The 12,391-nt window shown below is 41.1% G+C and carries 13 protein-coding genes; 2 read left to right on the top strand and 11 right to left on the bottom strand.

Features of this window, described 5'->3' with window-relative positions:
* Positions 1 to 12: 12 nt before the first annotated feature.
* The 3 genes from nrdE to nrdH are packed head-to-tail and all read right to left on the bottom strand — an operon-like array spanning position 13 to position 2,806.
* Entirely contained in the window at positions 13 to 2,145 is a 2,133-nt protein-coding gene (gene nrdE, locus M1F17_RS15285) for a class 1b ribonucleoside-diphosphate reductase subunit alpha (protein ID WP_094961794.1), read from the bottom strand.
* An 11-nt stretch (positions 2,146 to 2,156) separates the two neighbouring features.
* Positions 2,157 to 2,570, bottom strand: a complete 414-nt coding sequence (gene nrdI / locus M1F17_RS15280; protein ID WP_004257105.1) for a class Ib ribonucleoside-diphosphate reductase assembly flavoprotein NrdI — start codon at positions 2,568 to 2,570, stop codon at positions 2,157 to 2,159.
* An 8-nt stretch (positions 2,571 to 2,578) separates the two neighbouring features.
* Positions 2,579 to 2,806, bottom strand: a complete 228-nt coding sequence (nrdH, locus tag M1F17_RS15275; protein WP_036957963.1) for a glutaredoxin-like protein NrdH — start codon at positions 2,804 to 2,806, stop codon at positions 2,579 to 2,581.
* A gap of 288 nt (positions 2,807 to 3,094) precedes the next feature.
* Here nrdH and M1F17_RS15270 point away from each other — a divergent pair, with 288 nt between their 5' ends.
* Both M1F17_RS15270 and cspE read left to right on the top strand, forming a co-directional pair.
* Positions 3,095 to 3,553: a methylated-DNA--[protein]-cysteine S-methyltransferase gene (locus tag M1F17_RS15270; protein WP_004257101.1), complete on the top strand. Its 459-nt coding sequence runs from the start codon at positions 3,095 to 3,097 to the stop codon at positions 3,551 to 3,553.
* Positions 3,554 to 3,769: 216 nt separating this feature from the next.
* Positions 3,770 to 3,979: a transcription antiterminator/RNA stability regulator CspE gene (gene cspE, locus M1F17_RS15265; protein WP_004257099.1), complete on the top strand. Its 210-nt coding sequence runs from the start codon at positions 3,770 to 3,772 to the stop codon at positions 3,977 to 3,979.
* Positions 3,980 to 4,122: 143 nt separating this feature from the next.
* On the opposite strand, the gene lipA is transcribed toward cspE, so the two are convergent.
* From lipA to rlmH, 8 genes are all read right to left on the bottom strand, one after another.
* Complete coding sequence (gene lipA, locus M1F17_RS15260) at positions 4,123 to 5,088, bottom strand: lipoyl synthase (RefSeq protein WP_004257088.1); 966 nt, start codon at positions 5,086 to 5,088, stop codon at positions 4,123 to 4,125.
* Positions 5,089 to 5,211: 123 nt separating this feature from the next.
* Positions 5,212 to 5,775 carry a lipoyl(octanoyl) transferase LipB gene (lipB, locus tag M1F17_RS15255; protein ID WP_004257086.1) on the bottom strand — a complete coding sequence of 188 codons (564 nt, stop codon included), beginning with the start codon at positions 5,773 to 5,775 and terminating at the stop codon, positions 5,212 to 5,214.
* A gap of 281 nt (positions 5,776 to 6,056) precedes the next feature.
* A complete protein-coding gene (gene ybeD / locus M1F17_RS15250) occupies positions 6,057 to 6,320 on the bottom strand; it encodes a DUF493 family protein YbeD (RefSeq protein WP_004257083.1) in 264 nt (87 codons plus the stop codon).
* A gap of 150 nt (positions 6,321 to 6,470) precedes the next feature.
* On the bottom strand, positions 6,471 to 7,682 hold the full coding sequence (gene dacA, locus M1F17_RS15245) for a D-alanyl-D-alanine carboxypeptidase DacA (RefSeq protein WP_094961795.1): 1,212 nt from the start codon (positions 7,680 to 7,682) through the stop codon (positions 6,471 to 6,473).
* 172 nt (positions 7,683 to 7,854) lie between these two features.
* A complete protein-coding gene (gene rlpA / locus M1F17_RS15240; RefSeq protein ID WP_180312094.1) occupies positions 7,855 to 8,835 on the bottom strand; it encodes an endolytic peptidoglycan transglycosylase RlpA in 981 nt (326 codons plus the stop codon).
* Between the two features lie 13 nt (positions 8,836 to 8,848).
* A complete protein-coding gene (gene mrdB / locus M1F17_RS15235; RefSeq protein WP_004257071.1) occupies positions 8,849 to 9,961 on the bottom strand; it encodes a peptidoglycan glycosyltransferase MrdB in 1,113 nt (370 codons plus the stop codon).
* Between the two features lie 37 nt (positions 9,962 to 9,998).
* Positions 9,999 to 11,888 carry a peptidoglycan DD-transpeptidase MrdA gene (gene mrdA, locus M1F17_RS15230; protein WP_004257068.1) on the bottom strand — a complete coding sequence of 630 codons (1,890 nt, stop codon included), beginning with the start codon at positions 11,886 to 11,888 and terminating at the stop codon, positions 9,999 to 10,001.
* A gap of 32 nt (positions 11,889 to 11,920) precedes the next feature.
* Positions 11,921 to 12,391, bottom strand: a complete 471-nt coding sequence (gene rlmH / locus M1F17_RS15225) for a 23S rRNA (pseudouridine(1915)-N(3))-methyltransferase RlmH (protein ID WP_036957956.1) — start codon at positions 12,389 to 12,391, stop codon at positions 11,921 to 11,923.

Below are 12,391 nucleotides of genomic sequence, written 5' to 3'. Positions count from 1 at the left end.
AATATTTTCCTATTACAAAGTGCAAGATACGCAGCCTTCGACTTCAGTTCCTTCGAGGGCAGTTTGGCGTAATCGGATGTAATACAATGTCTTGATTCCTTTTCGCCAGGCATATATTTGCGCTCGGTTAATATCTCGTGTGGTGGCATCATCTTTAAAAAATAGAGTCAAAGATAAACCTTGGTCAACGTGCTGAGTTGCCATGGCATAAGTATCAATAATTTTTTCAGGGCCGATTTGGTAAGCATCTTGGTAATATTCTAAGTTTTCATTCGTCATGAAAGGAGCAGGGTAGTAGACACGACCAATTTTACCTTCTTTACGAATTTCAATTCGTGAAACAATCGGGTGAATGCTTGATGTTGAATTATTGATATAAGAAATGGACCCAGTAGGAGGTATTGCTTGCAAGTTTTGGTTATAAATCCCATAGGTAATGACAGACTGCTTTAAAGCTTGCCAATCTTCACGAGTTGGAATTTCGATACCCGAACGTCGGAATAATTCCTGAACGGTTTGTGTTTTTGGTAGCCAAATATTGTTGATATATTTATCAAAATAATCACCAGAGGCATAGGTTGAATGTTCAAAACCAACAAATGCAGCTTTTCTTTCGATGGCTAATTGGTTTGAAGTTTTTATTGCGTAATAGGTGACCGTATAAAAATAGATATTGGTGAAATCGAGCGCTTCTTCTGAGCCGTAATAAATATGCTCCCTTGCCAAGTAGCCATGTAAATTCATTTGACCTAACCCAATCGCATGCGATTGTCGGTTACCTTCAGCAATGGAAGGGACAGAGCGAATATCGCTCATATCGGAAACTGCGCTCAATGCTCTGACTGCCGCAGCTATTGATTGGGCGAAATCCGGTGAATCCATTGTTTTAGCAATATTCATGGAGCCTAAATTACAGCTAATATCTTTACCAATTTGTTGATAGCTCAAATCGTCTTCATAAACGCTAGGGCGATTAACTTGCAGTATTTCTGAGCACAGATTGCTCATATTTATGCGCCCTGCGATAGGGTTAGCTCGGTTGGCAGTATCTTCAAATAAAATATACGGATATCCAGATTCAAACTGGATCTCCGCTAAAGTTTGGAAAAATTCCCGAGCATTAATTTTGTATTTTTTTATCGCTTTGTTATTGACCATCTCATGGTATTTGTCTGTAACGCTAATTTCAGACATAGGAACCCCATAGATGCGCTCAATATCATAAGGAGAGAACAAATACATGTCCTGGTTATCTTTCGCTAGCTGGAAAGTAATATCGGGGATAACGACCCCTAAAGAAAGTGTTTTAATCCGTATTTTTTCATCTGCATTTTCACGCTTAGTATCAAGAAAACGCATAATATCAGGGTGATGAGCATGCAAATAGACGGCACCGGCGCCTTGCCTTGCACCTAATTGGTTGGCATAAGAAAATGCATCTTCTAACATTTTCATGACAGGAACAACACCAGAAGACTGGTTTTCAATCAGTTTTATTGGGGCGCCTTGTTCCCGCAAATTGGTCATTAGAAAGGCGACTCCGCCACCTCGTTTGGATAGCTGCAAAGCCGAATTCACAGAGCGGCCAATAGATTCCATGTTGTCTTCGATTCTTAAAAGAAAACAAGAGATTAGCTCACCGCGTTGTTTTTTACCGCAGTTAAGGAAGGTGGGAGTTGCAGGTTGGAAACGACCTGTAATAATTTCATCGACATACAATTTAGCAAGAGATTCACTCCCTTGCGCAAGCGTTAAAGCAACCATACAAACGCGATCTTCATAGCGTTCGAGATAGCGTTTGCCATCAAAAGTTTTCAGCGTATAGCTCGTGTAATATTTAAAGGCACCGAGAAACGTTTGAAAACGGAATTTATGAGCGTATGCCTGTTTAAATAGTGCTTTGATAAATTCAAAGTCATATTGTTCTAATACACTGTTTTCGTAATAATTTTCTTGTACTAAAAAGTCTAATTTTTCTTTTAAATCATGGAAAAATACGGTGTTTTGGTTCACATGCTGCCGAAAATAGTGGTGAGCCGCTTCTTTGTCTTTATCAAATTGAATACGGCCTTCATTATCATATAAATTCAACATCGCATTGAGCGCATGATAATCCACATCTGATATATTTTGCATTTTATCCATTTGGAATAACTCTAGTTGTTTGTACGTTGCCAAAACGTTTTTAGGCCTTGTTGAACGGACTGAACATCTTTATCAGTACCAAGAAGTTCAAAACGATATAGGTAGGGGACATGGCATTTTTGCGCAATGATATTTCCAGCTATCGCATAGGCATCACCAAAATTGGTATTACCCGCAGCAATAACACCGCGGATAAGTGTGCGGTTGACTTCAATATTAAGAAATTGGATCACCTCTTTTGGGACAGCACCTTTGCTACCACCACCACCGTAGGTCGGCAGTAATAAAACATAAGGTTTTGTCGCAATTAGACTATTTTCGTGGCTTCCAATAGGCAACCGCGTTGCTGGGACACCTAGCTTTTCAATAAAGCGATGGCAATTTCCTGAGCGACTTGAAAAATAGATGAGTGATTCCGTTTTCATAACACCACCTAAGCGGCTAATAAGCTAATCATGTCTGGTCGAAAACCTGCCCAATGTTTGTCTCCCGCAATAACAACAGGAACTTGCTGGTAGCCTAATTTTCTGACTAATTCAAGAGCTTGGCTGTCTTCAGTAAGGTCAATGATTTGGTAGGAAATAGATTTGCGATCTAAGGCTTGATAAGTTGCATTACACTGAACGCAGTTAGGTTTACTATAAATGGTAATCTCAGCCATGTTATTTACCTTTTGAATGTTTAATAGTAGTAAAAATAAGGTGCGTGACATATAAATACTATATATAGATTTTTAACTTATCAACCACACAATATGTAGTGAATAGAAAATATTGAATGATAATTATTCTAATTATTAGCTAGGTGGTTATTAACATTGAAAATAAAAAAGTATGGTATTGGATGATTCAGATAGACTCTCTAAGAAAAAAGATCATTGCAAAGTGGAAATAATTTACTCTATAACTGTATATACAATCAGGTAATTGAGTCCTTTTGAGGAGATACTATGTACCATCAATATTTAGCAACACCGGATAAATTTCCTAAACCGTGGATACATATTACGGCTGATGATGACGGAATAACGAGCCTCTATTTTGTGGATGAAAAAACAGAAAAAGAAACGAAGAATGAGCACTCCAAGCTTTGTGTGAAAGAATTAAAGGAATACTTTAATCATAAAAGAACCGTTTTTACGGTTGCATTAAATCCACAAGGAACAGAATTTCAGAAAAAAGTGTGGAAACATCTTTGTGGGATCCCTTACGGGGAGCGATGGAGCTATAAAGATTTGGCGTTAAAGTTAGGCTCCGTAAATTATTGTCGTGCGGTCGGTATGGCAAACTCACGTAATCCAATCTCATTAATTGTTCCTTGTCATCGCGTACTTGGGCATGATGGAAAATTAGTGGGGTATACAGGGGGCTTAGATATTAAAGATTGGTTACTTTTGCATGAGAAGTAAACACTAAATAATTAGTTATAGGTAATACTATTGGTTGTAATAATTACTATTGATAAGAATTATTGTCGAAATCAGAACCTATTCTATCGATAAATAATATTTTTTTATCTTTTTAGTCCATTTTCGTGATCTAGGTTGTAGACAAGTAACTGAGAAATCTGATGTACTGAGCTTGATACAGATGGTGTGTCTATTTTATTTTAAAGGTAATATTTGATGTCTAAAGTTAAAGGTAACGTTAAGTGGTTCAACGAATCTAAAGGTTTTGGTTTTATCACTCCAGAAGATGGTAGCAAAGATGTATTTGTTCACTTTTCTGCGATTATGGGCGATGGTTTCAAAACCTTAGCTGAAGGCCAAAAAGTGGAATTTGAAATTACTGAAGGTGCTAAAGGCCCATCTGCTGCTAACGTTATTCCTCTGTAATTTTTATAATTAAGATTAAAACGAACAGCTGAAAACTCGCCCTAGCTATCTAGGGCGAGTTTTTTTATTTATAAAAATAAAAAAGGCCTGATATAAACCAGACCTTTTTATCAATAAATTGTCTATAAATTAAACAGTTGAGATTATTTAACTTCTTCGCCTTTAGCTTGTAAATCGGCATGATAAGAAGAGCGAACGAATGGGCCACAGGCTGCGTGAGTGAAGCCCATTGCCATGGCTTCTTCTTTCATTTCATCGAACTCAGCAGGGCTGACATAGCGTTTGACGGGTAAGTGATGGCGACTTGGTTGTAAGTATTGGCCTAGTGTAAGCATCGTTACACCATGACGACGTAAGTCGCGCATAACCTCGATAATTTCTTCATTGGTTTCACCAAGACCGACCATTAACCCCGATTTAGTTGGGATATTTGGATGTGCTTCTTTAAATTTTTCGAGTAATTTTAAAGACCATTCATAGTTAGCGCCAGGGCGAACTTGGCGGTAAACACGTGGCACATTTTCAAGATTATGGTTAAACACATCAGGTGGTGTTGCGGTTAAAATCTCTAATGCGCGATCCATACGGCCGCGGAAGTCAGGAACCAGCGTTTCAATTTTAATTGATGGGCTTTTTTCACGAATAGCACTAATGCAATCAGCAAAATGCTGTGCTCCGCCATCACGTAGGTCATCACGGTCAACAGACGTAATGACGACATAGCGTAGTGCCATATCTTTAATAGTTTGCGCTAATTTTTCGGGTTCGTTGGCATCTGGTGCATTTGGGCGACCATGGGCAACATCACAGAATGGGCAGCGGCGGGTACAAATAGCCCCCAAAATCATAAAGGTCGCGGTACCATGGTTAAAACACTCAGAAAGGTTAGGGCATGATGCCTCTTCACATACAGAGTGTAAGCCATTTTTGCGCATGGCTGCTTTAATGCCTTGAATACGAGTGGAATCAGCAGGAAGCCTAATTTTCATCCAGTCAGGTTTACGTAGAATTTCTTCTCGTTCAGTCACAACGTTTTTGACAGGGATCAGCGCCATTTTGTCGGCGTCACGATATTTAATTCCGCGTTCTATCTGAATTGGTTTACTCATAATATGACGGTTCCAGTTATCTTTTATGCTGATGGATAAGTGATAATTCTAAATAAAACCGAATGGAGACTGTTATCCATTCATTAAAATATTTTTTAAAAATGTTAAAAAATTATAGCATTATTATTGAACAATATGAAATCCTAGTGTGTCACAGAATTGGCGAATTAGCACAGGCTGAACATCGGAAACTGATACTTTGGGAGCAAGATTACTCATTTGAGTCATCTTTAATTCACTGTAACCACAAGGATTAATACGATTAAAGGGTTCAAGATCCATATCAATATTCAATGCGAGCCCATGAAAAGAACAGCCTTTCCTTATGCGTAATCCGAGGGAGCAAATTTTGTCGCCATTAACATAGACACCGGGAGCATCAGGGCGAGGATACGCTGCAATATTAAAATGGGCAAGGGTATTTACGACGGTATTTTCTAATGCGGTAACTAGCTCACGAACACCAATTTTATTGCGTTTTAGATCGAGCATAACATACATCACTTGTTGCCCTGGCCCATGATAGGTAACTTGGCCGCCTCTATCACTTTGGATAACAGGGATATCACCAGGGGCAAGAACGTGCTCCGCTTTTCCGGCTTGGCCTTGGGTAAATACGCGAGGATGTTCAACTAGCCAAATTTCATCATGGGTTTCTGGCGTACGGTGTTCTGTGAATTGGTGCATAGCATCAGAAACAGTTTGATAAGGAGCAAGGCCAAGTTGGCGTATGGTTATACATCTATCTGACAAAATTTAGGTGTCCACGTTGTCTTTATCGTTGCGGGCAGTATAACGCCTATGTTTGCCATACTTCAAGTTAACATACGACTGGATGCTTGCATAAAATGTGATTTAGATTGGAAACAAATGTTATTTAGGAGTGAATATATTGCATTTTAACGTAGGGCATAAAAATGAAAAAGGCCGAATAACAGTAGACTATTCGGCCTTTGATAACTTGTTGTTTAAAGTACAACTTTCACTAACTCTAATGCACCTAACTCAGTATACAAGGTTTCAACTTGTTCAATATGAGTTGCATTGATAGTAATAGAAACTGAGTGATAATTGCCTTTGCTACTTGGTTTTACGTCTGGGCTATAGTCACCTGGCGCATGACGCTGTACCACTTCAATCACTTGATCAACCAGTTCAGGCTGTGCCAAGCCCATCACTTTGTAGGTTAATGGGCATGGGAACTCAAGCAGTTCACCTAATTTCGTTTTCATGGGCACTCCTAATTTTTAAATTGGGCTGCTGGCTGAAAAAGATTGGCTGGTATTAAACCAGCCAATGAGATGTATTCATCCAACAAACATTTCGGTACTTATCTATTTCGATATTTACTATATGGGGACGACTTATTTTAGTTTCAAGTCTTAACCAAACCAGCGATGAAAGAGTAATTTTATGTAGTCAATTAACCGACTGAAAAAACCACCTTCTTCAACATCTTTTAACACTGCTAAAGGGTGCTGTTCGATGATTTTACCATCAAGTTGGAAGCTAATTGTCCCTACTTGTTGGCCTTTGGTTAATGGTGCTTCTAGTTCAGTTGTCGTTAATTCATAGCTGGCTTTTAAATCTTTTAAGCGGCCTCGTGGGATAGTGAGGTATAAATCTTCGGTCACACCTAATTTTACTTCATTTTCATCACCAAACCAGACTGGCACACTGGCAAAATCCACATTGGCTTGTAATGGTTTAACGGTTTCATAAAAGCGGAAACCGTAAGTGAGTAATTTTTTACTTTCGGCATCACGGCCTTTGCTACTTTTCCCCCCCATAACAACGGAGATCAGGCGCATGTCACCTTCAGTTGCTGATGCGACAAGGTTATAGCCCGCGGCATTAGTATGGCCTGTTTTGATGCCATCAACAGCTAAGCTCTTATCCCACAACAGCCCATTGCGGTTTGTTTGACGGATGTTGTTAAAGGTAAACTCTTTCTCTTTATAAATTGCGTATTCTTCAGGCACATCACGTACTAGCGCTTGCCCAATAAGAGCCATATCACGTGCTGAACTATATTGGCCCTCAGCATCTAACCCATGAACAGTTTGAAAATGGGTATTTTTCAGCCCTAATTTGTTCACGTAACCATTCATTAGCTGAACAAAGTTGGCTTGGTCACCCGCAATATAGTCGGCCATTGCAACACAGGCATCATTACCTGATTGCAAGTTAATGCCACGAGTTAACTGAGAAACGCTAACACGATCGCCTGGTTTTAAGAACATCAATGATGAGCCTTTAAATACTGGGTTACCAGTAGCCCACGCATCATTTCCAACCGTGACAATATCATTTTCACCAATTTTGCCTGACTTAATTGCCTGACCGATAACATAGCTGGTCATCATTTTTGTCAAACTCGCCGGATCACGGCGTTGGTCAGCATTACTTTCAGCGAGAACTTTGCCTGAATTATAATCAATTAAGATATAAGCTTCTGCATCAATAGCGGGCGCTGCAGGAATTGATGTATTTGGGAAGGTTTCATTAGCGTTCGCAATGTTAGCAGTCATAAGAAGGAGTGCGGAACCCAGCACAGTATGACGCACGATGCGTGATGGAGCGACATTATTCATGGTTTTACCATTACATCCGAAATTCGGTTAACACAAGGAGGCGCAGTTTAGCAAAAGAACGGGATAAGAAAAAAGTGACTTTTGCGCTGTACCAATGATTTTTTTGTCAGTTGAATATTGCCTGTATTTAGGTTGCCCAAAATATGATTGAGCAACCTAAAGTTACATAGCTCTATGGTGCAACGACCATTGACGATTGGTTTTTTTCAGACTGTAAACGGCCTTGAACCTCAACAGCTTGTTGCCTTGTACTAAATGGCCCTAGCTGTACTCGGTAAATACCATTATAGGGTTGTAGACGGCCTGGAACATTAAATTGTGTTTTCAACTCATTCAGCATATTTTGCGCGTTGGCTTGGCTACTAATGGCACCAGCTTGAACAAGAAAACCACGCTCTGGAACCGGTTCTTCAGCTACAACGGCTGCAGGTGGCGGTGTTGGTGTTGGTGTTTGCAGGTTCATGTCTGGCATAGTAGGCTGCATCGGTTCTTTGGGCTGCTGAACTGGCAATGTATTTTCCGGAGTTGGCAAGTTTTCCATCACAGGGGTGCCCATTGGGCCAGAACCTAATTGTGGGCGTCCCGGTAAAGCATAGCTCTGTTTCACAAAGTTAGAACCTACTGTTCCTGTCCCTGATAAGGAGCCATCTTGGGCAACTTGAATGGCATCAATTTTAATTTTTGTCGTAGGCATTAAATTCAGGCGGTCAGCGGTAGCTCTTGAAACAGCAATACTTTTACCTGGAACATAAGGCCCGCGGTCATTAACACGAACAACCATCATGCGGCCATTCATCATATTGGTGATACGTACATAACTTGGGATTGGCAAAGTCGGGTGAGCCGCTGTTAATTCCACTGGGTTAACGCGTTCCCCAATCGCAGTCATATTACCTGCAGACTCAGCACCATAAATGGATGCATAACCCACTTGGCTAAATTGTGATGGGTCACGTACGATTTGGTATTGTTGACCATTACGTGAGTAATCATTATTTGCGGTTGGATGATACGGCTCATAATGAGGCTCTGCACCTAATACATCTTGAGTGGGTACATTGGTTGGCACTTGGGCTGGTTGTTTAACTTCATCTGTCACACAGCCACTGAGTAGCGCGGCTGTGACGCCAAGCATTATCCATTGTAAACGCATACTAAGCCTCATTTTATAAACTTTTAGAAAGGAATTTTCGGTGTGTATGTATCGACATGATAATACCGAATCCTGCCATTAAAACAATCAATGCGGAGCCCCCATAACTCACTAAAGGGAGGGGGACACCAACCACAGGTAATATACCACTGACCATACCGATATTCACAAATACATAGACAAAAAGGATTAAGATCAAGCCGCCAACCATAACTCGACCAAAGGTGTTTTGTGCGCTAGCAGCAATATAAAGCCCGCGAATAATCAGTAAAAGGTATAGGCCAAGTAAAATGAGCACCCCAACTAAGCCAAGTTCCTCTGCTAACACAGCAAAAATAAAGTCGGTATGTCTTTCTGGCAAAAATTCAAGCTGTGATTGCGTGCCATGTAGCCAACCTTTCCCCATTAACCCACCAGAACCAATTGCAATTTTTGACTGGATAATATGGTAACCAGCCCCTAATGGGTCAGTTTCTGGGTCTAATAACATCATGACACGGGCTCTTTGGTAGCCATGCATTAAAAAGAACCACAGCAGGGGAATGAAGGCCGCGAGCGCAATCGCTGCAACAGTAATAAGCCGCCAACTCATTCCTGCAAGGAACAAAACGAACAAGCCTGAAGCTGCAACTAAAATTGAAGTACCAAGGTCTGGTTGCGCCGCCACCAATAATGTGGGTACAAAAATCAATACTAGTGCAATTACGGTATTTTTGAATGAAGGAGGGCATAGGTCTCGGTTCATAAAACGAGCGACCATTAAAGGGACGGCAATTTTTGCAATTTCAGAGGGTTGGAACCGAATGAACCCTAAGTCTAGCCAACGCTGAGCCCCTTTACTTATCTGCCCAAAGACATCAACAAAAACCAGTAAAATAACGCAGAAGATAAACAGGTGAGGTGCCCAATTTTCATACATTCTAGGGGGGATCTGCGCCATCACTATCATGACGACGAAGCCTGTCGCTATCTGCCCTAATTTACGCTCCATCATTTCAGGATCTTGGCCGCTGGCACTCCACATAATAAATGCGCTGTATGCAAGCAACGCGATAATAATTAGCAGCATAGGCACATCTATATGCAGACGTGTGGATAACGAAATTTTTTTCTTATCGTCTGTCATATTCTTTATAGCTCATTGTTATTCATAGAATTGCGCATCAGCGATCTTCTCCTGCATTGGTTGCTGACACTGCGACTTCGGTTCGGTTATCACCAAGAAGAACGTGGTCAAATATTTGCCGCACAATATCACCGACTGCTGGGCCTACGCCCCCATTTTCTAAAATAATCGCAACGGCAATAGTGGGTTTATCATACGGAGCATAAGCAATCATTAACTTGTGGTCGCGCAAGTGCTCTGCCAGCTTACTGGCATTATAGGTTTCATAGCTGAAGACTTGTGCGGTACCGGATTTTGCTGCAGCTTTATATGGTGTGCCAATGAAACTGCGGCGGCCAGTACCATTTGGTGCATTGGCTACACCGTACATTCCATGCTTAGCTAGTTCCCAAAAACCTGAGTTAATATCGCCAATTTGTTTGGTTTCTTTGTCTTCATAAGGCACCATGGCATTACCCAACTTTGTGCCGTAGAGTAAATGAGGGGTCTTAACTTGACCATCATTTATTAATGTCATCAATGCTTTTGACATTTGAATTGGAGTTGCTGTCCAATAGCCTTGTCCTATCCCAACAGGGATCGTATCACCTTGATACCAAGGTTTTTTATAGCGTTTTTGTTTCCATTCACGGGTTGGCATGATGCCAGAACGCTCTTCAGCCAGGTCAATACCCGTATAATCGCCAAAACCAAAACGGCTCATCCATTCAGAAATACGATCAATTCCCATATCATAAGCGACTTGGTAGAAGAAGGTATCCGCAGATTCAATAATAGATTTCGATACGTTAAGTTTACCGTGTCCCCAACGCTTCCAGTCGCGGTAGCGTTTTTCTGAACCCGGTAATTGCCACCAACCAGGATCAAAAATAGTCGTATTTGGCGTGATTACTTTTTCACTCAATGCGGCGACAGAAATAAAGGGTTTTACTGTTGATGCAGGGGGGTAAAGCCCTTGAGTTGTCCGGTTAATCAACGGCCTATCAGGGTTATTTAATAACGCTTGATAATCTTTATTTGAGATACCGTTAACAAACAAGTTAGAGTCATAACTTGGATTAGACACCAGAGCCAAAATTTCGCCATTACGTGGGTCAGTGACCACAACGGCAGCACGGCTAGTGGTTAACAGTTTTTCGATATAGATCTGTAATTCGAGGTCAATGGTAAGGTAGATATCCCGACCAGCTTGCGGTGGTTGTTCATGAAGTTGGCGAATAACACGACCTCGGCTATTCACTTCAACTTCTTCATAACCTGTTTTGCCGTGTAAGATGTCTTCATAATAACGTTCAATACCTAATTTACCGATATCGTGGCTAGCGGCATAATTGGGTAATAAACCTTCTTTATCAAGACGTTCAACATCTTTGTCATTAATTTTTGCCACATAGCCAATCACATGGGTTAGTGCAGAACCGTATGGGTAAGAACGACGTTGGTAGCTTTTGACCTCTAAACCAGGAAAACGGTACTGGTTAACAGCAAAACGAGCGACTTGGACTTCGTTAAGCTGTGTTTTTAGTGCAATAGAGGTAAACCGACGTGAGCGCTTACGCTCTTTTTCAAAATTAGTGATGTCTTCGTCAGTTAAATCGACCACGCTGCGAAGATTATCTAAAGTTTCTTGTAGATTACTGACTTTTTCGGGCACGATTTCTAACTGGTAAAACGTGCTATTAAGTGCGAGTTGGGTTCCTCGACGGTCATAAATAATCCCACGGCTTGGTGCAATAGGCACCAATTTGATTCTGTTATCGTTTGACCGCGTTTGGTAATCTTCATGACGGACAATTTGTAAGTGATACAAATTCGTCACAAGAATAGATGTTAAAATGACAATCACACCGAAGGCGATAAGCGCTCGGCGGATAAACAAAACTGATTCAGCGGTATGGTCGCGAAAAGGGGTGCGTTGTGTTTTCATCCCATTGCCATTTTGAACATATTTAAACCTGACTATTCCCTGTGATAAGGGTGGTTAGTCGTAATACTCCATGCGCGATAAAGACTTTCAGCAACAAGGACACGAACCAGTGGATGGGGCAGCGTAAGTGGTGAAAGCGACCAGCTTTGCTCCGCGGCTGCTTTGCAAGCGGGTGAAAGACCCTCGGGACCACCGATTAATAAACTAACATTACGGCCATCTTGTTTCCATTTATCGAGCTGTACGGCAAGTTTTGGGGTATCCCAACGATCCCCTGGAATATCCAAAGTGACGATGCGATTTCCTTTACCTACAGCTGCGAGCATTAATTCGCCTTCTTTTTCTAGAATGCGCTTTATATCTGCATTTTTCCCGCGTTTTCCTGCTGGAATTTCCGTTAATTCAAATGGCATATCTTTAGGAAAACGGTGGAGGTAATCCATAAAGCCGGTCTGGACCCAGTCCGGCATTTTTGTTCCAACGGCGATGAGCTGTAATTTCAA

The organism is Providencia sp. PROV073, from assembly GCF_033688125.1.
Lineage (GTDB): Bacteria > Pseudomonadota > Gammaproteobacteria > Enterobacterales > Enterobacteriaceae > Providencia > Providencia hangzhouensis.
Note: the sequence above shows the minus strand (reverse complement) of the source record. Positions and strands in the feature narration are given on the sequence as shown.

Bases quoted from the DNA above. Each gene is read 5' to 3' on its own strand.
- nrdE (WP_094961794.1), bottom strand. From the start codon at position 2,145: ATGGATAAAATGCAAAATATATCAGATGTGGATTATCATGCGCTCAAT.
- nrdI (WP_004257105.1), bottom strand. From the start codon at position 2,570: ATGAAAACGGAATCACTCATCTATTTTTCAAGTCGCTCAGGAAATTGC.
- nrdH (WP_036957963.1), bottom strand. From the start codon at position 2,806: ATGGCTGAGATTACCATTTATAGTAAACCTAACTGCGTTCAGTGTAAT.
- M1F17_RS15270 (WP_004257101.1), top strand. From the start codon at position 3,095: ATGTACCATCAATATTTAGCAACACCGGATAAATTTCCTAAACCGTGG.
- cspE (WP_004257099.1), top strand. From the start codon at position 3,770: ATGTCTAAAGTTAAAGGTAACGTTAAGTGGTTCAACGAATCTAAAGGT.
- lipA (WP_004257088.1), bottom strand. From the start codon at position 5,088: ATGAGTAAACCAATTCAGATAGAACGCGGAATTAAATATCGTGACGCC.
- lipB (WP_004257086.1), bottom strand. From the start codon at position 5,775: ATGCACCAATTCACAGAACACCGTACGCCAGAAACCCATGATGAAATT.
- ybeD (WP_004257083.1), bottom strand. From the start codon at position 6,320: ATGAAAACGAAATTAGGTGAACTGCTTGAGTTCCCATGCCCATTAACC.
- dacA (WP_094961795.1), bottom strand. From the start codon at position 7,682: ATGAATAATGTCGCTCCATCACGCATCGTGCGTCATACTGTGCTGGGT.
- rlpA (WP_180312094.1), bottom strand. From the start codon at position 8,835: ATGCGTTTACAATGGATAATGCTTGGCGTCACAGCCGCGCTACTCAGT.
- mrdB (WP_004257071.1), bottom strand. From the start codon at position 9,961: ATGACAGACGATAAGAAAAAAATTTCGTTATCCACACGTCTGCATATA.
- mrdA (WP_004257068.1), bottom strand. From the start codon at position 11,888: ATGAAAACACAACGCACCCCTTTTCGCGACCATACCGCTGAATCAGTT.